The organism is Rhodococcus sp. NPDC058505, assembly GCF_042720095.1.
Classification (GTDB): domain Bacteria; phylum Actinomycetota; class Actinomycetes; order Mycobacteriales; family Mycobacteriaceae; genus Rhodococcus_G.
This window is the reverse complement of the sequence record NZ_JBHXNB010000005.1, coordinates 124,757-147,281: the sequence shown is the minus strand read 5'-3', so window position 1 is coordinate 147,281 and position 22,525 is coordinate 124,757. Positions and strand designations below refer to the sequence as shown.

Annotated in this window: 25 protein-coding genes and 4 tRNA genes; 11 read left to right on the top strand and 18 right to left on the bottom strand. The window is 71.1% G+C overall.

Translation table 11 applies throughout. The annotated features are described in order from the left end of the window. Positions 1–4: 4 nt before the first annotated feature. A tRNA-Ser gene (locus ACFWPA_RS06100) sits at positions 5–95 on the bottom strand. Between the two features lie 45 nt (positions 96–140). Continuing rightward, entirely contained in the window at positions 141–740 is a 600-nt protein-coding gene (locus ACFWPA_RS06095) for a dihydrofolate reductase family protein (RefSeq protein WP_378507654.1), read from the bottom strand. A 78-nt stretch (positions 741–818) separates the two neighbouring features. Here ACFWPA_RS06095 and ACFWPA_RS06090 point away from each other — a divergent pair, with 78 nt between their 5' ends. Further along, positions 819–1,388 carry a TetR/AcrR family transcriptional regulator gene (locus ACFWPA_RS06090; protein WP_378507653.1) on the top strand — a complete coding sequence of 190 codons (570 nt, stop codon included), beginning with the start codon at positions 819–821 and terminating at the stop codon, positions 1,386–1,388. 9 nt (positions 1,389–1,397) lie between these two features. On the opposite strand, the gene ACFWPA_RS06085 is transcribed toward ACFWPA_RS06090, so the two are convergent. Together ACFWPA_RS06085 and ACFWPA_RS06080 are read right to left on the bottom strand one after the other, a co-directional pair. After that, positions 1,398–1,856: a nucleoside deaminase gene (locus ACFWPA_RS06085; RefSeq protein ID WP_378569871.1), complete on the bottom strand. Its 459-nt coding sequence runs from the start codon at positions 1,854–1,856 to the stop codon at positions 1,398–1,400. Positions 1,857–1,861: 5 nt separating this feature from the next. Next, positions 1,862–2,398, bottom strand: coding sequence for a tRNA adenosine deaminase-associated protein (locus ACFWPA_RS06080; protein WP_378507652.1), 537 nt, complete (start codon positions 2,396–2,398; stop codon positions 1,862–1,864). Between the two features lie 49 nt (positions 2,399–2,447). Here ACFWPA_RS06080 and ACFWPA_RS06075 point away from each other — a divergent pair, with 49 nt between their 5' ends. Next, positions 2,448–3,416 carry a prephenate dehydrogenase gene (locus ACFWPA_RS06075; protein WP_378507651.1) on the top strand — a complete coding sequence of 323 codons (969 nt, stop codon included), beginning with the start codon at positions 2,448–2,450 and terminating at the stop codon, positions 3,414–3,416. Positions 3,417–3,464: 48 nt separating this feature from the next. On the opposite strand, the gene ACFWPA_RS06070 is transcribed toward ACFWPA_RS06075, so the two are convergent. Next, the gene (locus tag ACFWPA_RS06070) at positions 3,465–4,055 is read right to left on the bottom strand and encodes a putative glycolipid-binding domain-containing protein (RefSeq protein ID WP_378507650.1); all 591 of its coding nucleotides are present in this window, start codon (positions 4,053–4,055) and stop codon (positions 3,465–3,467) included. A gap of 175 nt (positions 4,056–4,230) precedes the next feature. On the opposite strand from ACFWPA_RS06070, the gene ACFWPA_RS06065 reads away from it, so the two are divergent. Continuing rightward, complete coding sequence (locus ACFWPA_RS06065; protein ID WP_378507649.1) at positions 4,231–4,752, top strand: hypothetical protein; 522 nt, start codon at positions 4,231–4,233, stop codon at positions 4,750–4,752. A gap of 136 nt (positions 4,753–4,888) precedes the next feature. Here ACFWPA_RS06065 and ACFWPA_RS06060 read toward each other — a convergent pair. Both ACFWPA_RS06060 and ACFWPA_RS06055 read right to left on the bottom strand, forming a co-directional pair. Further along, positions 4,889–4,964, bottom strand: a tRNA-Arg gene (locus ACFWPA_RS06060). A 50-nt stretch (positions 4,965–5,014) separates the two neighbouring features. Next, positions 5,015–5,106 (bottom strand) — tRNA-Ser (locus ACFWPA_RS06055). Between the two features lie 166 nt (positions 5,107–5,272). On the opposite strand from ACFWPA_RS06055, the gene hisC reads away from it, so the two are divergent. Next, on the top strand, positions 5,273–6,358 hold the full coding sequence (hisC, locus tag ACFWPA_RS06050; protein WP_378569834.1) for a histidinol-phosphate transaminase: 1,086 nt from the start codon (positions 5,273–5,275) through the stop codon (positions 6,356–6,358). Positions 6,359–6,372: 14 nt separating this feature from the next. On the opposite strand, the gene ACFWPA_RS06045 is transcribed toward hisC, so the two are convergent. Continuing rightward, on the bottom strand, positions 6,373–7,362 hold the full coding sequence (locus ACFWPA_RS06045) for an alpha/beta hydrolase (protein ID WP_378569833.1): 990 nt from the start codon (positions 7,360–7,362) through the stop codon (positions 6,373–6,375). 203 nt (positions 7,363–7,565) lie between these two features. Here ACFWPA_RS06045 and ACFWPA_RS06040 point away from each other — a divergent pair, with 203 nt between their 5' ends. Together ACFWPA_RS06040 and ACFWPA_RS06035 are read left to right on the top strand one after the other, a co-directional pair. Next, positions 7,566–8,381 carry a DUF5602 domain-containing protein gene (locus ACFWPA_RS06040; protein ID WP_378569832.1) on the top strand — a complete coding sequence of 272 codons (816 nt, stop codon included), beginning with the start codon at positions 7,566–7,568 and terminating at the stop codon, positions 8,379–8,381. Positions 8,382–8,475: 94 nt separating this feature from the next. Beyond that, positions 8,476–8,829 (top strand): hypothetical protein, encoded by a 354-nt coding sequence (locus ACFWPA_RS06035; RefSeq protein WP_378507645.1) that lies wholly within the window; start codon positions 8,476–8,478, stop codon positions 8,827–8,829. On the opposite strand, the gene ACFWPA_RS06030 is transcribed toward ACFWPA_RS06035, so the two are convergent. From ACFWPA_RS06030 to ACFWPA_RS06010, 5 genes are all read right to left on the bottom strand, one after another. Continuing rightward, on the bottom strand, positions 8,830–8,976 hold the full coding sequence (locus tag ACFWPA_RS06030) for a hypothetical protein (RefSeq protein WP_378569831.1): 147 nt from the start codon (positions 8,974–8,976) through the stop codon (positions 8,830–8,832). A 5-nt stretch (positions 8,977–8,981) separates the two neighbouring features. Continuing rightward, complete coding sequence (locus ACFWPA_RS06025) at positions 8,982–9,260, bottom strand: hypothetical protein (protein ID WP_378569830.1); 279 nt, start codon at positions 9,258–9,260, stop codon at positions 8,982–8,984. Positions 9,261–9,383: 123 nt separating this feature from the next. Beyond that, positions 9,384–9,470: transfer RNA gene (locus ACFWPA_RS06020), tRNA-Ser, on the bottom strand. 49 nt (positions 9,471–9,519) lie between these two features. Further along, entirely contained in the window at positions 9,520–9,954 is a 435-nt protein-coding gene (locus ACFWPA_RS06015) for a MarR family winged helix-turn-helix transcriptional regulator (RefSeq protein WP_378507744.1), read from the bottom strand. Positions 9,955–10,041: 87 nt separating this feature from the next. Further along, the gene (locus ACFWPA_RS06010; RefSeq protein WP_378507743.1) at positions 10,042–11,199 is read right to left on the bottom strand and encodes an alpha-hydroxy-acid oxidizing protein; all 1,158 of its coding nucleotides are present in this window, start codon (positions 11,197–11,199) and stop codon (positions 10,042–10,044) included. Positions 11,200–11,287: 88 nt separating this feature from the next. Here ACFWPA_RS06010 and ACFWPA_RS06005 point away from each other — a divergent pair, with 88 nt between their 5' ends. Continuing rightward, positions 11,288–12,274, top strand: a complete 987-nt coding sequence (locus ACFWPA_RS06005; protein ID WP_378507642.1) for an NAD(P)H-quinone oxidoreductase — start codon at positions 11,288–11,290, stop codon at positions 12,272–12,274. 85 nt (positions 12,275–12,359) lie between these two features. On the opposite strand, the gene ACFWPA_RS06000 is transcribed toward ACFWPA_RS06005, so the two are convergent. Continuing rightward, positions 12,360–13,559, bottom strand: a complete 1,200-nt coding sequence (locus tag ACFWPA_RS06000; RefSeq protein ID WP_378507641.1) for a cysteine desulfurase-like protein — start codon at positions 13,557–13,559, stop codon at positions 12,360–12,362. 140 nt (positions 13,560–13,699) lie between these two features. Here ACFWPA_RS06000 and ACFWPA_RS05995 point away from each other — a divergent pair, with 140 nt between their 5' ends. The 4 genes from ACFWPA_RS05995 (at position 13,700) to ACFWPA_RS05980 (ending at position 17,185) form a co-directional block, all read left to right on the top strand. Further along, complete coding sequence (locus tag ACFWPA_RS05995; RefSeq protein WP_378507640.1) at positions 13,700–14,296, top strand: bacterial proteasome activator family protein; 597 nt, start codon at positions 13,700–13,702, stop codon at positions 14,294–14,296. A gap of 267 nt (positions 14,297–14,563) precedes the next feature. Then, a complete protein-coding gene (locus ACFWPA_RS05990; RefSeq protein ID WP_378569829.1) occupies positions 14,564–15,394 on the top strand; it encodes an ABC transporter ATP-binding protein in 831 nt (276 codons plus the stop codon). Beyond that, on the top strand, positions 15,391–16,275 hold the full coding sequence (locus ACFWPA_RS05985; RefSeq protein ID WP_378507638.1) for a glycosyltransferase: 885 nt from the start codon (positions 15,391–15,393) through the stop codon (positions 16,273–16,275). Before ACFWPA_RS05990 ends, ACFWPA_RS05985 begins: the two co-directional genes overlap by 4 nt. An 85-nt stretch (positions 16,276–16,360) precedes the next feature. Next, positions 16,361–17,185, top strand: a complete 825-nt coding sequence (locus ACFWPA_RS05980) for an ABC transporter permease (RefSeq protein WP_378507742.1) — start codon at positions 16,361–16,363, stop codon at positions 17,183–17,185. A 3-nt stretch (positions 17,186–17,188) separates the two neighbouring features. Here the strand turns inward: ACFWPA_RS05980 and ACFWPA_RS05975 are convergent, their stop codons facing one another. The 4 genes from ACFWPA_RS05975 to ACFWPA_RS05960 form a co-directional block, all read right to left on the bottom strand. Continuing rightward, the gene (locus ACFWPA_RS05975; RefSeq protein ID WP_378569828.1) at positions 17,189–18,748 is read right to left on the bottom strand and encodes a glycosyltransferase family 39 protein; all 1,560 of its coding nucleotides are present in this window, start codon (positions 18,746–18,748) and stop codon (positions 17,189–17,191) included. A 3-nt stretch (positions 18,749–18,751) separates the two neighbouring features. Continuing rightward, a complete protein-coding gene (locus ACFWPA_RS05970) occupies positions 18,752–20,656 on the bottom strand; it encodes a glycosyltransferase (RefSeq protein WP_378569827.1) in 1,905 nt (634 codons plus the stop codon). A gap of 111 nt (positions 20,657–20,767) precedes the next feature. Next, positions 20,768–21,463, bottom strand: coding sequence for a hypothetical protein (locus tag ACFWPA_RS05965; RefSeq protein ID WP_378507634.1), 696 nt, complete (start codon positions 21,461–21,463; stop codon positions 20,768–20,770). A gap of 109 nt (positions 21,464–21,572) precedes the next feature. Then, a complete protein-coding gene (locus ACFWPA_RS05960) occupies positions 21,573–22,508 on the bottom strand; it encodes a hypothetical protein (RefSeq protein ID WP_378507633.1) in 936 nt (311 codons plus the stop codon). Between the last annotated feature and the right edge of the window lie 17 nt (positions 22,509–22,525).

Sequence of the window (22,525 nt, the reverse complement as noted above, 5' to 3'; positions counted from 1 at the left end):
GCCTTGGCGGTGGCGGAGGGATTTGAACCCTCGGTACGGGGTTACCGTACACAGCATTTCGAGTGCTGCACCTTCGGCCGCTCGGACACGCCACCGCGGGAAACAGTACCCGAATGCCCCCGCGGGAACGAAATCGTGCCTCAACCTGCAGAAACAGGCGAAGTCGCCGAGGCCCTTCGCGGCACGTACTCGACCACCTCGACGCCCGAGGAGAACGTCCGGGTGTCCACCACGTCGAACACCGCGGGCCGATACGCGACCCCACCGAAGAGCGGGACACCGGCACCGAAGAGCACCGGGTGACGCTTCACGATCAGTCTGTCGATCTCGTCGACGAGCGCACCGGCCAGTGCGCCGCCGCCACACAGCCAGATGTCCGCGCCGTCCGTGCGCCTCAGTTCACGCACCAGTTCCACCGGGTCGGCGGCGGCGACCTCCAGGTTCTCTGCATCGGCGTGGTTGCTGCGCGAGAACACGATCTGGCGCAGGTGCCGATACGGGCTGGTCGCGCCTTCGGCCGCGCCGCCCGCATAGGTGTTCCACCCCATCAGCACGGTGTCGAATCGGGTGCCCGGCTGGGGAATTCCGAGGTGCGCGGCACCGTCGGTGGGGATGGCGTCGGCGAACCGGGCGAGGTCGGCCATGTGGTCGCCCTCCATCAGAAATGCGTCGTATCGACCGTCGGGGCCCGCGATGTAGCCGTCGAGGCTCGCGGCGACGTAGTACACGAGTTCACGCATGCCGGACTCCAATCACTGCAGTTGTTGTGGTTGCCACGAACATACAACAGGTGTCGTGGTTGCGCTAGGATTCGTCGCATGGCACGCAATGACGAACGTCGGCAGCTGCTCGCCGACGCGGGCCTGACCGTCCTCGCCGCCGAGGGCGCCCGGGGCCTCACCCACCGGGCGGTCGATCGTGCGGCGGGCGTCCCGCTGGGCACCGCATCGAACTACTTCCGCAGCCGGGACGCCCTCATCGCCGGCCTCGTGGAACGGATCGGCGAACGACTGATCCCCGGCGCCGAGGCCCTGGCAACGCTGGCCGACCGCGAGCCGAGCCGCGAACTGTTCGCCGACTATGTCCGGGACATCGTCCGGCGGCTCACCGAGAATCGCGAGGTGACGCTCGCGCTGTTCGAGCTCCGACTGGAAAGCAGCCGACGACCCGAGGTCGCGGCAATGATGTCCGCTTGGGGCCGAACCGGATTCGAGGCGGATGTCGCGTTCAACACCGCGGCCGGGCTGCCGGGCGGCGCGCGGGAAATCGCGCTGTTCCACTACGCCGTCGACGGCCTACTTCTCGAGCGGCTGACCACTCCCCTGATGCCCGACACCCCGACGGACGAGATCATCGACGCCCTGGTGTCGGGGCTCCTGCCACCGTGAGCGACCCGGTCAGCGGCGGGTCCGGAAGAAGTCGTCGAGCAGGGCCGCGCACTCCGCTTCCAGGACACCGCCGCGGACCTGCGGGCGGTGGGTGAGCCTGCGGTCGCGGACCACATCCCACAGCGACCCGACCGCGCCGGTCTTCGGTTCCCACGCCCCGAACACCACCCGGGACACCCGCGCGAGCACCAACGCGCCCGCGCACATCGTGCACGGTTCCAGGGTCACCGCCAGCGTCGCGCCCTCCAGACGCCAGCCGTCGCCGTGCACCTTCGCCGCCCGCCGCAGCGCCACGATCTCCGCGTGCGCGGTCGGGTCCCCGGCCGCCTCCCGCGCGTTCGCGGCCCGCGCGAGCTCCACCCCGTCGGCGTCGAAGACCACCGCCCCCACCGGAACATCCGCGGCGTCCGCGGCACCCGCCGCCTCGATCGCGGCCCGCACCATCGCCTCGTCGCGGGCGAGCGGCAGCGTCACTACCGGGAAGCGGCGTCGAGAACCGCGGACAGCTCCGAGCCGAACCCGAGCCGCTGCGCGATCATCGACAACTGCTCATCGGGGTACAGGTCGGTTTCCGCGAGGATCACCCCGAGCACCGGCTCGGGCAGGCCGAGATCGGACAGGACGCCGAGGTCGCCCTCCTCCCACGGCTCGATGTCGTCGAGATCGTCCGGGTCGACGTCGGGGGTCTCGATGTTCAGCGCCTCCAGCACATCGGCGGCGATGTCGTAGTCGAGGGCCATCGTCGCATCGGACAACAGCAGCCGGGTCCCGGTCGGGGCGGGCCGCAGGATCACGAAGAACTCCTCGTCGACATCGAGGAGACCGAACACCGCACCCGAGGCGCGCATGGCGAGCAGTTCCTTCTCGGCCTGCTCCAGGCTCGCGAGCGCCGCCCCGGTGAGGGCCGTGCACTTCCACTTCCCGTCGTCGAGCACCACTGCAACACCGAAGCCGTCGAGGTCTTCGAACTGGTCCGAGGGGGCGTTGTTCCCCGCGCGCTGAGCAGCCATGCGGCAACCGTAGTCCGCGTTCGGCCCCTACATGAAGTTCAGCGGGCAAATGTGCCAACCTAGGCGAGTGTCCGCTGAATCGACTGCTACCCCGGTGTGTGTGCTCGGCCTCGGACTGATCGGCGGATCGCTGCTGCGGGCCGCCGTCGCAGCGGGACGGCAGGCGTGGGGGTGGAACCGATCCGCAGGCCCGGCCGACGAGGCCCGCGCCGACGGTTTCGACGCGGGCACCGACCTGCGGGCGGCGCTGATCCGCGCCGCGGACACCGACGCGATCGTGGTGATCGCCGTCCCCGAACCCGCCCTCGACGGCGTCCTGACGCAGGTCGCCGCGCACGCGCCCGCCTGCACGCTCACCGACGTGATCAGCGTCAAGGGCTCGGTCCTTGCTGCCGTCCGCAGGCACGGCCTCGCCGCGCGGTTCGCGGGCGGGCACCCGATGGCCGGGACCGCGGAGTCCGGATGGTCGGCCGGGTTCCCTGGCCTGTTCGACGGGGCGGCGTGGGTGGTCGCCGCCGAGGACGACACCGCCCCGGACGCGTGGACGCGGGTCGCGCGCCTCGCCCTGGACTGTGGGTCCGTGGTCGTGCCCGCCTGCGCCGCCGAGCACGACTCCGCGGTCGCCCGGATCTCGCACCTGCCGCACCTGCTGGCCGAGGCGCTGGCCGTGACCGCCGCGGCCGGTGGCGATCTGGCGTTGGCCCTTGCCGCGGGGTCGTACCGGGACGGCACCCGGGTCGCGGGCACCGCACCCGCGTTGGTCCGGGCGATGTGCGAGGCCAACGCCCCGGCGTTGACGGTGGCGCTCGACGAGGCGCTGGCGCTGCTGACCGAGGCGCGCCGGGCGCTGGCGGAGTCGGGGAGCACCGAGACCCTCGTCGAGGCCGGGTACCGGGCCCGGCAGCGTCACGACGACCTGGACCGCTGGGACATCACCGGCATCGAGATCGGCGCCCCCGGCTGGGCGGAGGCCCTGCGGGAGGCGGGTCGCCGGGGTGGCGCGCTCCGCGCACTGTGAGTCCTTCTGGTCCGCGTGCGGGCCAAAAGGACTCACGGGCGGAGCCGCTCAGATGCGTTCGGCGAGGCCCGGATAGTCGAGGATGAATCCGTCGGGGTCGACGGTGATCGACGAGCTGGACACCGGCGAGAGCACGTGGATGCCGTCGGGGCCGGAGCTGTAGGTCAGGTCCGCGGGCCGCACGCTCAGGTCGGGCAGGTACACGTACACGACCGGAACCTGGACGTCCTCGGAGTCGCGCTGCATCCCGAACCGCCGGATCGGCAGGGTGTTGAAGAACGGGCTGAGCACCACGTCCACGTCGAGCGCCCCGCCGAACGCGGACCGGTGGTGACTGCTGCCGTCCTCGACCATCCAGTAGCCCTCGGCGTCCCGGCTGATCGAGACGTGCCGTTCCCCGGTCGCGAGGCTGGTCCGCAGGGACAGCCTGCGAGTCACACCCGCCTCATCGGTGACGAGATCGTAGGACGCGCTGAACGCGGGATGCTCGTCGCAGTGACCGCCGATGATCCGGCCGGACGCCTTGATCCGGTTGCCCACCAACTGCACTCGCACCGATTCCATCCGGGGCGCGTGGTGCGCCCGCCAGGTGAGGACCGCGGGCCAAACGGTGTCGGCGCCCTGCGCAGGAGTGGTCACCTGTCTACGGTAAGCGACGCAACGCGGTTCAGCAGCCGAGGCCACCGCCAGCGTGCCGGCCGAACATTGTGGAGCACGGGCGTCCGTCGTGGTCGGGAACAGCGAAACCTGCGCATTCGATAACACATCGGTCACAGAATGGGGCTGATCGGATTTCAGCCCCAGGAGGTTATCGATGCCCGACAATCAGGAGATCTGGTCCGCCGAGGCCCGCCGCGTCCTGATCGAAGTGGCCGGCACCTACCAGCGCACCCTCAGTTATCAGGAACTCGCCGACGAGATCCAGGAGCGGTCCGGGGTGCGGACCCGCAACCTTCTGCAGAACTGGATCGGCAAGACCCTCAGCCGGGTCGGGGCGGACTGCGCGGCACGCGGCGAACCGTTGCTGTCCGCGCTGTGCGTCAGCGTCAACGGCACCGTCGGCGAGGGCTACGCGAAGGCCGTGCTCGCGACGTACGGCATCGCGGCCGACGACCTCGAGCTGCATGCCGCCGAGGAACGACTGCGGTGCTATCGACACTTCGGCGCGGTGGACCTGCCCGTCGACGGTGGCGTCGCGACGCTCGCCCCGAGCGTGGTGCAGGCCCGCGCGAAGGCCCAGAAACGCGACCTCAGCAGGCGCCGCGAGCTGCTCACGACCTGCGGCGAGTGCTTCCAGGTGCAGTCGCTGACCGGGATCTGCGGCTGCAGCTGGTGACCCGGACGGACATCGAACGGGCGGATGCCGAGCGCGGCTCTCGGCCGATGTTCCGGTAACCGCCCGTTCGGGCGCGACCGATCCCCCGGCGGATCGGAAAAGCCCCGCGCCGGCAGTGCCGACGCGGGGCTTTCCTTGGTGCGCCCGAAGGGATTCGAACCCCTAACCTTCTGATCCGTAGTCAGATGCTCTATCCGTTGAGCTACGGGCGCATGTCTTCAGTTGTGCCGATCCAAAGATCGACGGTGTCGGCGAACCGACGTGGCGGAAGCGAGAGGATTTGAACCTCCGGTCCCCTGTAAGGAGGACAACTCATTAGCAGTGAGTCCCATTCGGCCGCTCTGGCACGCTTCCTAGGCTCAGGTCCTTTCGAACCGCCGGGACGAAAGATTACACAGGGTCCGCTCGATTCTGCAAAACGGCTGGTGAATCCGCCGTTCCCGCTGGTCGCCGACCGCGAGCCGGACCGAATTCGGCAGTCCGACGTCCGAGCAGGCCTCTCCGCGCATAATGGTTCGTTGTGAACGCACGCATCCGCCCCGACCTCGCCGCCATCAGCCCCTACACCCCCGGCCGCAGCTACCCGGGCGCGTACAAGCTGGCGAGCAACGAGGTCACCGCCGGACCGCTTCCCGGCGTGGTGGCCGCGATCGCCGAGGCGGCCGCTGGCGCCAACCGCTACCCCGACAACGGATCGGTGGCACTGCGGGACGCGCTGGCGAACAAACTCGGGGTCGACGCCGACCGGATCGCGACCGGCTGCGGCTCGGTCAGCCTGTGCCAGGAACTGGTCCAGATCACCGCGGGCCCCGGCGACGAGGTGATGTTCGGGTGGCGCGCCTTCGAGGTGTACCCGGTGCTCGCGCAGGTCGTCGGTGCGACCCCGGTCGGCGTTCCGCTGACCGCGGACCACGTCCACGACCTCGACGCGATGCTCGCCGCGATCACCGACCGCACGCGGCTGATCTTCGTGTGCAACCCGAACAACCCGACCGGGACGGTCGTCGCCGCGGCCGCCCTGGAACGATTCCTCGACGCGGTCCCCGGCGACATCCTCGTCGTCCTCGACGAGGCCTACTACGAATACATGCGTCCCGGCGCGGACGGGACCGCCGTCAACGGTGTCGCCCTCGCCGAGGGCCGACCCAACGTCGTTGTCCTGCGCACCTTCTCCAAGGCGTACGGCCTGGCCGGAATCCGCGTCGGATACGCCGTCGGCGACCCCGAGATCGTGGCGGCGCTGAGCAAGGTGCACCTGCCGTTCGCGGTCAGTTCGATCGCGCAGACCGCGGCCATCGCCTCGCTCGCGGTCGAGGACGCGCTGCTGGCCCGCACCGATGCGGTGGTCGCCGAGCGGACGCGGGTGCGGGACGCGCTGCTCGCGGCCGGGTACGAGGTGCCCCCGTCGAACGCGAACTTCCTGTGGCTGCCGCTCGGCGCCTGCACGACGGAGTTCGCGGAGGGCAGCATCAGCGAGGGTGTCGTGCTGCGACCGTTCGCCGGCGACGGCGTCCGGGTGACCATCGGCGACCCCGTCGAGAACGACGCCTTCCTCGCCTTCGCGACCGGCACCGGCCTCGCGATCCGGAAGGCAGCGCAGGACTGACCGGCCGGTCGTGGTCACACCCGCAGTGCGCGGGCCAGCGTCGGCCAGGCGTCGTGCAGGTCCAGCTGCCAGTAGGGCCACGAGTGCGTTCCGGTGTCGCGGTAGCGGACGGTCGCGGGGATGCCGAGCTGCCGCAGCCGGGCGTCGAACAGTCGGGTGCACTGCAGCGCGGCGGCCTCCAACGCGGCACCGAGCGTGATCGCGCTCAGCCCGTCCACGGTGCTGGGGTCGTCCAGCGGGCCGATCACCCCGTTGCCGGTGGAGAGGTAGACGGCCTTGCCCCGCAAGGCATCCGCATTGCGCATCGGATCGTTCGCCGCCCACGCCGGGTCGCCCTCGGGCCCCCACATGTTGTCGGCGTCGCCGCCCTTCCAGGCCACGGTGGCCCGCACCGACAGCCGCGAGTTCGACTGGCTGTTGTCCGGGCATCCACTGAAGGCCGCCACCCCCGCGAACATCGCCGGATGGCGGGTGGCGAGGTTCAGCGCGGCGTGTGCGCCCATCGACAGGCCCGCGATCGCGTTGACGCCGTTGCCCGCGAATCGGGCCTCGATGATCGGTGGCAGTTCCCGGGTCAGGAACGTCTCCCATTCGTCGACACCGAGCGTCGGATCGGGCCGCAGCCAATTGGTGTAGTAGCTCCCGGTGCCGCCGACCGGCAGCACCACGTTGACCGGCTTGTCGGCGAAGAAGGCGACGGCATCGGTCTTCTGGGTCCAGGTGCTCTCCCGGTAGTTCGACTCCTCACCACCGCCCGCGCCGTCGAGCAGGTAGAGGGTGGGCCGCGGACCGGTGCCCTGCGGCGGCAGCAGCACCTGGACCTGGATGATCTCCCGCATCGACGGCGACCGCACGAATACCGCGGCACGCCGGTCGGTGAGCATCGTGACTCGATCGACGGTCGCGGACTGCTGCCCGGGCGACGCCTGCGGCGCGGCACCGGACACGGGGGTGATCAGGCCGCAGAGGGCCGCGGACAGTGCCAGCGTCACGAGAAGCTTCATGGGCCCACCTCGTGCGGCGCCCCCGCCGGGTTGCGGACGAGCCGCCGCGGCCACGGTATCCGACGACCGGCGCCCCGCGCAGCGCGACACGAGCGCCCGTCGGGCGCCCGGCGGCGGGACCCGGTCGATCCGCTCGCGGGAATCCACCAGCGCAAAGCGGGCTATCATCGTGTCGCCCATCACCTGCGTGAACGAGGTGCCTCATGCGGATTCAGCGTCGCCTCCGCTCCACCGGTCTCGCCCTCGCCGCCTCCGCGTCCCTGGTCGTGGGTGGGGTGTGCGCGCTCGCTCCCGACGCCGCGGCCGCAGGCGACACCCGGGACGGACCAACGGTGACCATCGGCGACGGGTCGGCCCACTCGTACGTCACGGTCGGCGGGGACGGCACGCCGACCGCCACCGGCATCCGGATGACCGCGGCCGCGCTCGACGGGCTGACCTCCGCGGCGGACGTCCCGATGCAGGTGTTCCGGCTCGCGCTGCCGCAGGACGCGCCGGAGACGGTGTTCGACCATCTGACGGTCGACTGGAACCCGCACGGGCACGAACCGGCGGGCGTCTTCACCAAACCCCATTTCGACATGCACTTCTACATGATCGATTCCGCCGCGGTCGGCGAGATCACCCCGATGCGACTCGATTTCATCCCGCGCGCGTCGAATGTTCCGCCTGCGCGTTACATGCCTGCCGGGTACGCACCGGCACCCGGCCCCGCCGTGCTGAACACGGTGCCCGACATGGGAATGCACTGGTTCGACAGCACCGACAGGATCGGGCCCGGCTTCGACTTCCAGCAGGTGCTGATCGCCGGATCATGGGACGGTGCATACACATTCATGGAACCGATGATGACGCGCGACTGGATGTTGACGAGGCAGAGCGTCGAGCAGCAGATCAGGCAGCCCGAGGCCTACGCGAAGAGTGGGTACTACCCCACCACCTACTCCGCGCGCTTCGACGAGTCCTCAAACGAGTATGTCGTCGAGTTCGGCGGCATGGTGCTGCGGGCGGCGTCCTGATCGAGGACGCGCGCGGGCGTTCACCCGACGAAAGTCGGTCCGCGGGGCTACAGTCGGTCCCGACTCGTCTCTTCGTCCGCAAGGTGGGATCGCGATGAAGCTGATCACGAAGATGTCGGCCACGGCTCTCGTTGCCGGGGCGATGTTCGTCGGCACGGGGACCGCGCACGCCGACCCCGCCCCGCCCCCGCCGCTGACCAAACAGCAGGCCCTCGACAACATGCTCGCCGAACTGGGCATGGGGTGGGCGCAGGGCGGCGCGGCGGGCACCGCGATCGGCGCCGCCGTCGGACTCGGCATCGGCTGCGTGTCGATGTTCCCGGGCAGCCTCGCCGGCTGCATGATCGGCGCCCCCACCGGTGCCGCGATCGGTGCCGCGGTGGGCATCGGCAACGGCAACCCGAAGGCCCAGCAGGCCATCGAGACGTACCTGAACACACCCGGATAGCTAGCCGGCGAGGTCGTCCGGACCGATCGGATCGGCGGTCGCCCAGTCGGCCGAGTTCATCGCGGCACCGGCCCGCAGCCAGCGGACGGCGACGACACCGGCAATCGCGATCGCCGCGATCACCGCCCACCGCGTTCCGGCCGTCACCCCGATCATCGGAGCGGCACCGGCTGGTACTCCCCGTACACGCCGCGCGCGTCGCCGGCCAGGTACTGCTCGTGCTGAATCTGGGCACGCGCCGCCAGCCCGGACGCGGTCGCACGCTGCCCGGTCAGCCGATCACGCCGCCGCGCGAGCCCGATCCCGACCAGCTTGTAGGTGCCCCACGCCGCGATCCCGACCAGCACGGTGCCGACGATCAGCGCCCAGAAGGTCACCAGCAGCACCAACACCACCGCGGCACCCACCCAGCCGCCAGGAACCTTGCGCATCTCGCTCCTCCGATGTTCGACGCGGCCACGCTGCCGGGCCCCAGTGTGGCAGCGGGCACCGACACCGCGGGGCGCCACCTCCGCACGACAACGCCCCCACCCGATCCGGGTGGGGGCGTTCGGCGGAAGCGGAGGGATTTGAACCCCCGGTGGGTTTAACGCCACGCTCGCTTTCAAGGCGAGTGCATTCGGCCGCTCTGCCACGCTTCCGTGGCGAATCCTAACCGCCGGGAGCACCGCGGGACCAACTCGGCGCCGGTCAGGCGCCGGGCCGGGTGTCGAGCGCCCCGTCGACCTTGTCGAACACCGTCGCCATCCCGGCCAGTTCATCGGCGTCGAGCAGGTCGATCAGATACCCGCGGACCCCGCGCACGTGGGTCGGCGCCGCCTCGGCGAGCTTCGCGCGCCCGGCGTCGGTGATCAGGGCAAGGACGCCGCGACCGTCCTCGACGCAGGTGCTGCGGGTGACCAGGTTTTCCGTCTCCAGCCGCCGCACCTGATGGGTCAGTCTGCTGCGAGACGAGAGCACCCCGTCGGCGAGTTCGCTCATCCGCACCGACCCGTCCGGGGACTCCGACAGCATCACGAGGATCCGGTAGTCGGCCAGGGAAATCCCGTGCCCGGACTGCAGTTCTCGGCCCAGCACCTCCATTAGGCGCTGGCTGCCCTCGATGAACCCTCGCCACGCCCGCATCTCCGCCGCGTTCAGCCACCGGGGCGCCGCGTCGGTTGCGTCTGCGATCTCTGTTGCCACCTCGCCAGTCTAGTGACCAACCTCCGATCAGATGCTGCGCAGGATCGACGCATCCAGTTCGGCGACCGACGCGAACCCGGCGAGGCCGAGGGTCACGTCCAGGTCGGCGAGCAGCATCCGGAGCGCGTGCCGCACACCGTCCGCGCCTGCGAGTCCCAGCCCGTACACCCACGGTCGCCCGTACAGGACCGCGTCCGCCCCCAGCGCAAGGGCCTTGACGACGTCGGCGCCGCTGCGGATCCCGGAGTCGAGCAGCACGGTGGCCCGCTCCCCCACCGCCGCCGCGACGTCGGGGAGCGCGTCGAGTGCCGCGATCGCACCGTCGACCTGGCGTCCGCCGTGGTTGCTGACCACCACACCGGACGCGCCGGCGTCGACGACCGCGCGCGCGTCGTCGGGATGCACGACCCCCTTCACCGCGATCGGGAGATCTGTCCACTCCCGCAGGCGCGCAATGTCGTTCGCCCGGATCGAGTGGTTGCCGAACATCGACACCCAGGTCAGCACGGCCATCTGCATGGCCTCGACGCTCTCCTCCGGCGGGGTCGCCAGCCGGGACCGGAACACCGGGTCGGACAGGTAGTTCGCGATCCCCTTGGCGCGCAGGAACGGCAGGTGACCCAGCTCGAGATCGCGCGGCCGCCAACCCATCCCGGGCGTGTCGGCGGTGACCACGAGCGCCTTCGCACCCGCCGCGGTCGCGCGCCGCACCAGCGACTCGGCCACCTCGTCGTCCGACGGCCAGTACAGCTGGTACCACCAGGCGTCGCCGGACACCTGCGCGACCGTCTCGATCGGAGTGGACGCCGCCGTCGAGAGCACCGACCCGACACCGAGTTCCGCCGCCACCGCCCCGACCGCCGCCTCGGCGTCCGGGTGCACCAGCTCAAGCACCCCGACCGGCGCGGTGAGCACGGGTGCCGCGAGCCGCGTCCCGAGCACCTCGACACCGAGGTCCCGGGCGTCGGCGGATGCGGTGCCCCGCAACATCCGCGGCACGATCGAATGCCGGTCGAACGCGGCCAGGTTCGCCGCCGCCGTGCGTTCGGTGGACGCGCTGCCCGCGATGTAGCCGAATGCCTCCGGAGACAACCGCTCCCGGGCCAGGTCCTCGAGCCCGGCCGCCGTCATCGGCAGCGTGGGGACCGTCCCGCCGAGGCCAGCGAAGTAGATCTCGTTCTGCATGTTGCCGAAGTAGGTCACGGCGAGACGGTAACCGGTGTGTCCGCCGGTACTGTCGCCACCGCCCCGGCGTGTTCGCTAGCGTCGAGCCATGCATGCGATCACCGTCACCGCTCCCGGCGGGCCCGAGGTTCTCGCCTGGTCCGAAGTTCCCGACCTGTCCCCCGGCCCCGGCCGGGTGCTCGTCGACGTCGCCGCCACCGCCGTCAACCGCGCGGACGTGCTGCAGCGCCGCGGGCTGTATCCGCCGCCGCCAGGCGAGAGCGAGATCCTGGGGCTCGAGTGCTCCGGCACGGTCGCCGCGGTCGGGGAGGGCGTGACGGACTGGCGGGTCGGCGACCGGGTGTGCGCGCTGCTGGCCGGCGGCGGCTACGCGCAGCAGGTGGTTGTCCCGGCCACGCAGGTACTTCCGGTGCCCGACGGCCTTGACCTGGTCGCTGCGGCGTCGCTGCCGGAGGTCGCCTGCACGGTGTGGTCGAACCTGGTGATGATCGGGGGGATGCACTCCGGGCAGCTGGTGCTCATCCACGGCGGCGGCGGGGGCATCGGCACCCACGCCATCCAGGTCGCCGGCGCGCTCGGCGCCACCGTCGCCGTCACCGCAGGCTCCGAGCACAAGCTCGCCGCCTGCCGCGACCTCGGCGCGACGCTGACCGTCAACTACCGCGAGGACGACTTCGTCGCCGCGGTCCGCGACACCCCGCAGCGCGGCGCCGACCTGATCCTCGACAACATGGGCGCCAAGTACCTGGACCGCAACGTCGACGCGCTCGCCAAGGACGGGCAGCTCTGCGTGATCGGCATGCAGGGCGGCGCGATCGGGGACCTGAACCTCGGGAAGTTGATCGCCAAGCGGGGCCGGGTGTTCGCGACCGGCCTGCGCGGCCGCCCGGAGACCGGTCGGTCGAGCAAGGCGGAGATCGTCGCCGAGGTGACGCGGTCGCTGTGGCCGCTGATCGCGGACGGCACCGTTCGCCCGGTGGTGCACGCGGAGCTGCCGATCACCGAGGCCGCCGCCGCGCACGAGCTGCTGGACTCCGCCGACACCGTCGGCAAGATCGTCCTCACCCTCCCCTGACAGCCGCGCCGGGGTTCCCTAATGTCACATTAGCGATCGTGGAGTGACCCGATGTGACATTAGGGAACCCCGGCGGAGGGGACGGTCAGCCGAGCGAGGCGACGGCACGGACGAGCTGGTCGATTTCGTAGCGCGTGGTGTACGGGGCGAGGCCGATCGTCACGGCGCCGCCCTCCTCGTTGACGCCGAGCGAGTCGAGCAGCCTGCTGCCCCTGCCCCCGACGACGGTGCCGATCCGGCGTTCGGCGAAGTGGTCGGCGACCTTGTCCGCCGGGACACCGGCGATCGTGAAGCTGAGCGTCGGCACCCGGCTGTGCGAGGTCCCTATCAGCGTCACCTGCGGCAGCCTGCGCAGCGACGCGAGCAGCCGCTCGAACAGCCGGTCGTGATAGTCCTGCAGCGAGCTGATCGACGTCTCGAGGCGCTCCCGCCGGGTGCCGCTCGCGGACTCGTCGAGGTTGGCCAGGTAGTCGATGGACGCCGTCAGCCCCGCCAGCAGTGCGTACTGGTGCACGCCCAGTTCGAGGCGTTCCGGGCCCTGCGCGTGCGGGTTCAGCGAGATCGGCGGGATCCGGTCGATCAGACCGGGGTCCCGGAACACCAGCGCCCCGACCTGCGGTCCGCCCCAGGTGGGCCCGTTCACGGCGAGGACGTCGGCGCCGAGCTCGTGGATGTCGACGTGCGCGTACGGCGCTGCGGCGACGGCGTCGCACACCAGCAGGCCGCCCATCTCGTGGATCCGGTCCGCGGCGACCCGCACATCGGGCGCGGACCCGACGATCGGCGACGCCGCGGTCAACGCGACCAGCCGGGTCGTCGGGCCGATGAGTTCGGCGAACTGCCAGCTTGGCAGGTCGCAGGTGTCGATCTCGACCTCCGCCCACCGGACCTGGGCGCCGTACCGGTTCGCCACCCGCAGCCACGGCGCGACGTTGGCCTCCTCGTCCAACCGGGACAGCACCACCCCGGTGCCGAGCCCGAGCCGGGAGCTGAGCGACTCAGCCAGCCACGCCAGCAGCGACGCCCGATCCGGCCCGAGGACGACGCCCGCCGGATCGCCGCCGACCAGGTCGGCGACCGCCTCGCGGGCGGACTGCAGGATCTCGGCGGCGCGGCGGGCGCCGGCATGCCGTCCGGCGTGCGAGGACGCGGAGCCGCGGAACGCCGTCGACACGGCCGTCGACACGGAATCGGGGTGCAGCATTCCGGCCTGCGGATCGAGATGGATCCATCCGTCCCCGAGCGACGGGATCAGTCCCCGCACCCGGGCGACGTCGTAAGCCATGACCGACAGCCTAAGACCTGATTTCCCGGCGATGTGATCGGGATGACGGATTGCACACCCGGCCAGCCGATCTGACCGCGGCCGCGCGGCGGTCGAGCTGCCTCTTCGCGGTTCCGCGCTGAAACCGCGAAGATGGAGCCATGACGCAACCGGAGAATGAGCACGTTGTCGTGATCGGACCCGATGGCAGGCCCGTGGCGCTGACGCCGGGCAGCTCGGCGGCCGACGCCGCAGCGGACGCCGCGGGCACCGGCACCGACGAGCCAGCGGAGGGCGGCGAGGAGCAGCCCTCGGAGACCCTCGCCGACATGGTCGAGCAGCCGGCGAAGGTGATGCGGATCGGGACCATGATCAAGCAGCTCCTCGAGGAGGTGCGGGCGGCGCCGCTCGACGACGCCAGCCGCACCCGGCTCAAGGAAATCCACAAGTCGTCGATTCGTGAGCTCGAGCAGGGCCTCGCGCCGGAGCTGCGGGAGGAACTGGAACGGCTCGCGTTGCCGTTCACCGACGGCAGCGTTCCGTCGGACGCCGAGCTGCGGATCGCGCAGGCCCAGCTGGTCGGCTGGCTGGAGGGCTTGTTCCACGGCATCCAGACCGCGCTGTTCGCGCAGCAGATGGCCGCGCGGGCGCAGCTCGAGCAGATGCGGCAGGGTGCGCTGCCGCCCGGGCTGGGCGGCGGCGCGCACCCGCAGTCGGGGCAGCAGCAGCCGCAGGCGGGCACCGGCCAGTACCTGTGAGCCACCCCCGCGCGTGGGGGGGGGGGCGCAGGGGCCCCCCCCCCGGCCGGGGGGCCACCGCGGGGGGGGGGGGGGGGGGGGCGCGTGGAACCCCCCCCCCCCCGGGGGCCCCCGCGCACCCCCGTGGCGCCCCCCCCGGGGGGGGGGGGCCCCCCCGGCCCCCCCCCCCCCGCGGCCGGGGCGCATCCGGTGGGGCGGTAGGCTGGGCGACCGTGTCAGCCGCCGCGGGCCCAGCCGGCGGGCTGAACCCGCTTTGAAAGGCGCACCTTGACTGACCACGTGAGCATCGAGACCAGCAACGCGTATGTCGACTTCCCGATCTTCGACGCGAAGACCCGGTCGTTGAAGAAGGCGTTCCTCGGGAAGGCGGGCGGCGCGATCGGCCGCAACAGCTCCGATGTCGTGGTCGTCGAGGCGCTGCGGGACATCACCATGTCCCTGAAGGAGGGTGACCGCGTCGGCCTGGTCGGCCACAACGGCGCGGGCAAGTCCACCCTGCTGCGGCTGCTGTCCGGCATCTACGAGCCGACCCGCGGCACCGCCCGCGTCCGCGGCCGCGTCGCACCGGTCTTCGACCTCGGGGTCGGGATGGACCCGGAGATCTCCGGCTACGAGAACATCCTGATCCGCGGCATGTTCATGGGCATGACCCGCAAGCAGATGCTGGCGAAGGTCGACGAGATCGCCGAGTTCACCGAGCTCGGCGAGTACCTGAACATGCCGCTGCGCACCTACTCCACCGGCATGCGGGTTCGGGTCGCGCTCGGCGTCGTCACCAGCATCGACCCCGAGATTCTGCTGCTCGACGAGGGCATCGGCGCGGTGGACGCGGACTTCATGAAGAAGGCACGGACCCGGCTGCAGGCGCTGGTCGAACGCTCCGGCATCCTCGTCTTCGCGAGCCACTCCAACGAGTTCCTCGCGCAGCTGTGCGACCGGGCGATGTGGATCGACCACGGGCAGATCCGGATGAGCGGCGGCATCGAGGAGGTCGTGCGCGCCTACGAGGGCGACGATGCGGGCGACCACGTCGCGCACGTGATCCGCGAGATCGAGCGCGAGAAGACCGAAACCGCCTCGCCGAACGGCACCGTGTGAGCACGATCATCGGCGTCGTCGTCACCCACCGGCGACGCGAGCTGCTCGCCGCGTCCCTCCGGGTGCTCGCCGCGCAGACGCGACCGCTGGACCACCTCGTCGTGGTCGACAACGCCGACGAGGCCGACGTGCGGAAGCTGGTCGAGTCGGCGAGCGTGCCGACCACCTACATCGGCTCCAAGCACAACCTCGGCGGGGCGGGCGGGTTCGCGCTCGGCATGCTGCACGCCCTCGCGCTCGGCGCGGACTGGGTGTGGCTCGCCGACGACGACGGCCGCCCCGAGGGCCCGGACGTGCTCGCCGCCCTGCTCGCCTGCGCCGAGCGGAACGCGCTGGCGGAGGTGTCGCCGGTGGTGTGCAACATCGACGAGCCGGACCGGCTGGCGTTTCCGCTGCGCCGCGGCCTGGAATGGCGGCGGACCCGCTCCGAGCTCGGCGACGGCGACCTGCTGCCCGGGATCGCGTCACTGTTCAACGGTGCCCTGTTCTCGGCGGCCGCGATCGACGCCGTCGGTGTCCCGGACCTGCGGTTGTTCGTCCGCGGCGACGAGGTGGAGGTGCACCGCAGGCTGGTCCGGTCGGGTCTGCCGTTCGGCACCTGCCTGACCACGGCGTACCTGCACCCGTGCGGCACCGACGAATTCAAACCGATCCTCGGTGGGCGGATGCACACCCAGTACCCGGACAACGACACCAAGCGCTTCTTCACCTACCGCAACCGCGGCTATCTGCTCGCGCAGCCGGGCATGCGGCGGCTGCTCCCCCAGGAGTGGCTGCGCTTCGGCTGGTATTTCCTGATCACCCGACGCGACCCCGCCGGCCTGCGGGAATGGGTGCGTCTTCGCAAACTCGGCCGGGAGGAACGCTTTGAGCGGCAGTGACGTGGACCTGGAACAGGAGCGGACGACGGGTGCGGACGGGCGAGTAGTCTCGTCCCCTGTGCCCGACACGCCCACCGCAGCCCCGATCGACACCGTGCACGCCGATTCCCGGAGTTTCCGGCGGGCCTTCCAGGACCTCCGGGAAGGATTCCGGCACCGCGAACTGTGGCTGCACCTTGGCTGGCAGGACATCAAGCAGCGGTACCGCCGCTCGGTGCTCGGCCCGTTCTGGATCACGATCGCGACCGGTGTCTCCGCGGTCGCGATGGGCCTGCTGTACGGCACGTTGTTCAACATGGACATCGCCGAGTTCCTGCCCTACGTCACCCTCGGCTTCATCATCTGGAACCTGATCAGCGGGTCCATCCTCGAGGGTGCGGACGTGTTCATGTCCAACGAGGGGCTGATCAAACAGCTCCCGACACCGCTGAGCGTGCACGTGTACCGACTGGTGTGGCGGCAGATGATCCTGTTCGCCCACAACATCGTCATCTACGTGGTCATCTTCGCGATCTTCCCGCAGCCGATCAGCTGGACCGCGATCGCGGCGATCCCCGCGCTGTTCCTGATCGCAATCAATGCGGTGTGGGTGTCGCTGCTGTTCGGCATCCTGTCCACCCGCTACCGGGACATCGCGCCGCTGCTCGGCAGCATCGTGCAGCTGCTGTTCTTCATGACCCCGATCATCTGGACCGAGAAGACCCTCGAGGGCACCGGGAACGCGGAGCGCGCGAAGATCGCCGAGCTCAACCCGCTGTACCACTTCCTCGACATCGTCCGCACCCCGCTGCTCGGCGGCGACCAGCAGCTCTACCACTGGGTGATCGTCCTCGCGGTGACCGTCGTCGGCTGGACCGTCGCACTGTTCGCGATGCGGAACTACCGGTCCCGCGTCGCCTACTGGGTGTGACGGTCACCGAACCATCCGCACCAGCTGGGTGTGGTGCACCGGCACCCGCTCGGCGATGACGAACCCGGCACCGGCCAGCGCCCGGTACAGCTCGGAGTCGGTGAACCGGAACGGCGCGAACTCCCACCACACGTTGGCGGGGTGCAGGTACCGGCTGCGGGTTGTGCGGTCGCCGTCGGTGACCACCCACACCACCGCACAGTCCCTCGCTCGGGCGGCGACGACCTCGGCGGGGGCGTCCGCGTCCCACAGGCTGACCCGGTCGGTTCCCGATTCACCGAACCCGACGTCGACGAGCCCGGCGAACGCGTCGGGCCGGACCTGTTCGATCGCGCGCAGCGACGTCGGCTGCCACGACACGCTGGGCTGGAACGCGACGCAGTCGCCGGGCTCCGCGCGCGCGGCGAGGTCGTCGGCGAGGGCGCTGTAGTCCATGCCCCCCGGCTTTCCCCACGGTTGCCGCTGCGCAAGGTAGGCGGGCAGCGCCGCCGCCGCCAGCACCAGCACCAGCGCCGCGGCCGCCACCCGGGACGGGGCGACCCGGGCGGCGGCGACCGCGACGATCAGCGCCAGCGCGGGCGTGGTGAAGATGAGATAGCGCCCGAGGTAGATGTTGTCGACCGCGGCGGAGTAGCCGAGGAACAGCACGATCGGCACCAGCAGCCACGGCACCGCGACGGCGAGCACCCCGACCGGGCCCGCGGCGGCGCCGGCCGCCGCGGGCCCCCGCACCAGCCGGACCACGAGCGCCGCCGCAACGATCAGCAGGCACAACGCCCCGAACCCGGCCGCACCGGGAAACCACTGGTCGACGGCGATCGTCTCGGCGATCCGGGAGTCGAGCGGCGGCACCCACCCGATCTGCCTGGACTGGGAGATGGCCAGGACCGCGAACGGCGCGACCAGCGCGCTGGCAGCGGTCGCGGCCGCCGCGAACCGCAGCCGATGCCTGCGACCGACCCCGACGGTGATCGCGTGCGCGACGACGAGCACCGCGCTGTGGAAGAAGAGGACCACGGATACCGCGGTGACCACCGTGTACAGCACCCACCACCCGCGCCGCGCAGACCGCAACGCGACGACCAGCACCAGACCGGTGACCGCGGCCATCGCCGCGACCAGCGCGTACGAGCGGGCCTCCGTCGCGGCCCAGGTGATCCGCGGCAGGATCATGAACACGGCGCCCGCGAGTACCGCGACCCGGATCCCCGCCAGGGTCCGGGCCAGCTGGACCAGCGCCGCCGTCCCGGCGCCGACCGCGAGCGCGCTCGGGATCCGGGCCGACAGTTCCCCGAACCCGAACACCGCGAACCAGCCGTGCATGAGCAGGTAGTACAGCCCGTGCACCGCGTCGATGCGGTCGAGCACCAGTTCCGTCAGGGCGGGCAGCGGCCGGTCGGCGGCCGACACCGTCGCCGCCTCGTCCCACCAGAACGACGGAATCCAGGATCCCGCGATGCCGATCAGCGTCGCGAGCAGCCCCGCCCCGAGCGGCAGCAGCGGACCCGGCAGCGTCCGCTGCCCGCGCCGCCGTGCCTGCGGCTGCTCAGCGCTGGCCGGCACCCATCACGCCTCGGTGCCGTACAGCCGGGTCCAGTTCTCCCTGCTGGTGATCCGCGGCAGCGCCTCGGTGTAGGTGTCCTTCATCCGCGGCGCCTCCTTGCGCAGCCGCCAGCACACCTTCGCCGCCTGCCGGGTCAGTTCGAGCGCGGTCTGCTTGTCCCTGCGCCGCACCCGGACCGCGCCCTGCGAGGCGTCGGTGACGGTGGCCTGCGAGAACAGCGACACATGCCACCAGTTGGCGTAGTGCGCGGGAATGGTGACGGGCCGCCCGTCCACGCGACCGAGGAACTGCTGCACCGCCCGCTTGGCGAGCACCAGCCCCTCCCGCTTCTCGTCCGGCTCGAACGCCCACACATCCATCTGGGTGTGCGGATCGGCCTCGGCGCCGACCTCGACCGCCGGTCGCGGCGCCGTCTCCGGATACCTCGCGCGCAGTGCGCGGATCTCGCCGAGCACCGCCTGGCCGCCGTCGTCGAGGAACTCCGGGCCTGCCAGGAAGTCCTCGGCGGCCTTGATGAACGTGGCGGCCAGACCGTACTGCATCGACACGATCAGCTCACTGATCTTGCGGAACAGGTACTTGGCGATCGTGGTGCCGTCGAAGCGGCCGTAGATCGACGACACGATGAGGCCGTTGCGGATGCTGAAGTACCGCGCCCAGTCGTCGTAGTCCTTGAGGTGGAAGTCGGCGTGCCAGACGCCCGCGTTGGGCAGGGTGATCGTCGGGTGCCCCGCGAACCGGGCCCGGATGCCGTACTCGATGTCGTCCCACTGGAAAAACAGCGGCAGCGGCAGCCCGCAGTCGGCGATGATCTCGGCGGGCAGCAGGCAGGTCCACCAGCCGTTCCAGCCCGCGTCGAAACGCTGCTCCTGCTTCTTCTTCACCAGGTCGACGCCCATCATCGCGCCGGGCGTCAACGCGCCAGCGGTGATCTCGTCGAGCACCTCCCGTTCGGCGCTCACGTGCAGCACCTGCGGGTTGCTCAGCGACAGCATCTGCGCGCCGACGATGGCGGGCTTGACGGTCATGTTCGCGAACGCGTTCATCCGGAGCACCGTTTCCGGCTCGCAGAGGATGTCGTCGTCCATCAGGATGACGTTCGCGTGCGCGGATCCCGGCGCCGAGGTGATCTCGTGCATGCCGCGGGAGAATCCGCCAGCCCCGCCGAGGTTCGGCTGGGTGAGGTACGTCAGCTTGCCGCCGAGCGCGGCCTCGACCTCGGCGAACGCGGGCCGGGAGCGGACCTGGTCGGTCCCCTGGTCGACGATGCAGACGGTGTCGATGTCGGCCATCGCTCCCGCGTCCGCCGCCAGGGTGCCGACCGTCGTCGCGCAGTCGTCGGCGCGGTTGAACGTGCAGATCACGACCGCGGCGGGCCGCAGGTGGTCGGGCGCGTCGACGGTCCACCGCACGTTGGTGACGGTCAGGTCGCCGGCGTCCGCGACCGCGTCGAACCACATCGCGCCGCCGTCGACGAAACGGTCCAGACGGCCCTCGACCGTCAGGGTGCCGGACCCGGTGACCTGTTCCTGCGTGATCAGGCGCTTACGACCCTTCGCGTCGGAGGCGCGCAACGCGATCGTCGCCGACCCCGCTGTCTCGTGGTCCAGTTCGAGTCGGACGACGGTGACGGCCGTCCAGCGCTGCCAGAAGGACGCGGCGAAGCGACCGAAGTAGGTGTTGGTGTCCGCGTGCGCGCCCGCACGCAGCGTCAGGGTGTCGCGGTCCGTGTCCGCGTGGCCCTTGACCTCGACGTACATCTTCCGCGGCACCCGGGGGGACGGCGCAGCGAACAGCCCGCGCTGGGCAACCAGTCGGTCGCGCGGGGCGGGTTCGACGAGCGCATTCTGCAGCGCCTCGTCGTTGTTCTCGACGGGCGCACCCCCAACCGCAAATGCCTGATCCATCGAGTAGGTCCCAACCGTGTGTCCCGACCCGGCCAACGCTGTCCTCGGCCAGGTATTTCGCGGTGAACAGTACCAACGGTGGCGGCCGGGGGCGGTGCCGCGTCGCGCGTGTCAGTTCCAGTTGATCCCGGTCGAGCCGACGGCGACGGAGCCGAGTCCGGTGAGCCCGAAGCCCTCCACCAGGGACCCCGTGTTGCCGCTGCCGGTGTTCGAGGAGCCGGTGTTCGCGGAACCGATGTTGGTCGACCCGGTGTTGGCCGAGCCGAGGTTCAGGTTGCCGGTGTTGGCCGATCCGACCTGACCGGTCCCGGTATTGGCGGAGCCCATGTTGCCGGAGCCGGTGTTCGCCGACCCGACGTTGCCGGAGCCGGTGTTCGCGGAGCCGACGTTGCCGGAGCCCGTGTTCTGCGAGCCGACGTTGTTCGAGCCGGTGTTCTCCGGGCCAACGTTGAAGGACCCGGTGTTGTTCTCGCCGATGTTGTTGGAGCCGATCGCGCTCGCCGACGTCGCCGAGCCCCCACCCGCCGAGCCACCGCCGAGCCCGAGGCCGCCCGCGACGTCCCGGCACGGCAGCACCGCGCCGGGGGCGACGACCTGCACCAGCACCGCGATGTCGGACAGCCCGAGCGGCGCGCAGGCATGGACGGCAGCGGCGGGGCTGAGCGAGCCGGGGTCCATCGAGCCTGGGTCAATCGAGTCGGGATCGGCGTGCGCGAGCCCGGTCCCGGCGACGATCAGCGGCGTCAGCGCGGCGCAGACGACGAGCGCGCGCCTGACGCCGGGGGTTCCGCGAGTGACAGCCCACATGGAGTGCTCCTTGCTCGAGCGAACTCTGGGTGTATCCGGTCCTGCGGACGTGACGGTACCGCCGCACCTGCGGGGGTGCGCGGTGAAGTGCGGCGTGTCGGGGCCGGAATCAGCCCGCGTCGGCCTCGACATCGACCCCCGACCGCGCCGCCGTTTCCGCCGCCCCCGTGCTGTCGGACCCGGAGTCGACGTCCAGCGACCCGGCGTTGCCGAACCCGTCGTTCGAGGAGCCGACGTTGAACCAGCCCGCGTTGCCGTTGCCGATGTTGAACCAGCCGCTGTTCGACGACCCGAGGTTGAAGCCGCCGGTATTCGAGGACCCGGCGTTCGCCGATCCGGTGTTGGCCCAGCCCGCGTTGCCCGCGCCCGTGTTGGCGGAGCCCGCGTTCGCGGAGCCGGTGTTGGCGGAGCCGACGTTGTTCCAGCCGGTGTTGACGGAACCAGAGTTGGCGGACCCGGTGTTGGCGAAGCCGTCGTTGAACCAGCCAGCGTTGCCGGTGCCCGCGTTCGCGGACCCGGTGTTGCCGAAGCCGATGTTGTCCCAGCCCGCGTTCACGGAGCCCGCGTTCGCGGACCCGGTGTTGGCCCAGCCGATGTTGTCGAAGCCGACATTGTCCGAGCCGACGTTCGAGGAGCCGATGTTGCCGGTGCCGACGTTGGTCCAGTCGAGTGCGCCGTCGTTGAGGGCGTCACCGACGCTGCCGAGGCCGACGAACCCGGGGTCCGGGTCGGTGCCGAGGGGCTCGTCGGCGGGCGCGGCCGCCTCGGTGTCCGGGCCGCTCGGGGCGTCGTCCGCCGGCGCCGCGGCGGGCACGGCCGCGTCCGCCGTCTCGGCGGGCACGGTCGCGTCCGCCGTCGCAGCGGCGTCGGGGGCCTGCGCCGCGGGGCCGGCGACCGTGGTCTCGGTCGGCGGGTCGGTGGGGGCGGCGAGCGCGATGCCGGTGCCCCCGATCGCGCCGAGCGTCGCGGCCACCGCGACGGTGTGGAGTGCGGCGCCGCGGCGCGCGGTGGTCCATCGGGTGGGTGCCCGGTGTGTGCCGGCCATGACAACGTCCTTTCCGG

Coding starts and splice junctions, on each gene's coding strand:
- ACFWPA_RS06095 (WP_378507654.1), bottom strand. CDS start 740: ATGCGTGAACTCGTGTACTACGTCGCCGCGAGCCTCGACGGCTACATC.
- ACFWPA_RS06090 (WP_378507653.1), top strand. CDS start 819: ATGGCACGCAATGACGAACGTCGGCAGCTGCTCGCCGACGCGGGCCTG.
- ACFWPA_RS06080 (WP_378507652.1), bottom strand. CDS start 2,398: ATGGCTGCTCAGCGCGCGGGGAACAACGCCCCCTCGGACCAGTTCGAA.
- ACFWPA_RS06075 (WP_378507651.1), top strand. CDS start 2,448: ATGTGCCAACCTAGGCGAGTGTCCGCTGAATCGACTGCTACCCCGGTG.
- ACFWPA_RS06065 (WP_378507649.1), top strand. CDS start 4,231: ATGCCCGACAATCAGGAGATCTGGTCCGCCGAGGCCCGCCGCGTCCTG.
- ACFWPA_RS06045 (WP_378569833.1), bottom strand. CDS start 7,362: ATGAAGCTTCTCGTGACGCTGGCACTGTCCGCGGCCCTCTGCGGCCTG.
- ACFWPA_RS06040 (WP_378569832.1), top strand. CDS start 7,566: ATGCGGATTCAGCGTCGCCTCCGCTCCACCGGTCTCGCCCTCGCCGCC.
- ACFWPA_RS06035 (WP_378507645.1), top strand. CDS start 8,476: ATGAAGCTGATCACGAAGATGTCGGCCACGGCTCTCGTTGCCGGGGCG.
- ACFWPA_RS06025 (WP_378569830.1), bottom strand. CDS start 9,260: ATGCGCAAGGTTCCTGGCGGCTGGGTGGGTGCCGCGGTGGTGTTGGTG.
- ACFWPA_RS06015 (WP_378507744.1), bottom strand. CDS start 9,954: ATGCGGGCGTGGCGAGGGTTCATCGAGGGCAGCCAGCGCCTAATGGAG.
- ACFWPA_RS06010 (WP_378507743.1), bottom strand. CDS start 11,199: ATGCAGAACGAGATCTACTTCGCTGGCCTCGGCGGGACGGTCCCCACG.
- ACFWPA_RS06005 (WP_378507642.1), top strand. CDS start 11,288: ATGCATGCGATCACCGTCACCGCTCCCGGCGGGCCCGAGGTTCTCGCC.
- ACFWPA_RS06000 (WP_378507641.1), bottom strand. CDS start 13,559: ATGGCTTACGACGTCGCCCGGGTGCGGGGACTGATCCCGTCGCTCGGG.
- ACFWPA_RS05995 (WP_378507640.1), top strand. CDS start 13,700: ATGACGCAACCGGAGAATGAGCACGTTGTCGTGATCGGACCCGATGGC.
- ACFWPA_RS05970 (WP_378569827.1), bottom strand. CDS start 20,656: ATGGATCAGGCATTTGCGGTTGGGGGTGCGCCCGTCGAGAACAACGAC.
- ACFWPA_RS05965 (WP_378507634.1), bottom strand. CDS start 21,463: ATGTGGGCTGTCACTCGCGGAACCCCCGGCGTCAGGCGCGCGCTCGTC.
- ACFWPA_RS05960 (WP_378507633.1), bottom strand. CDS start 22,508: ATGGCCGGCACACACCGGGCACCCACCCGATGGACCACCGCGCGCCGC.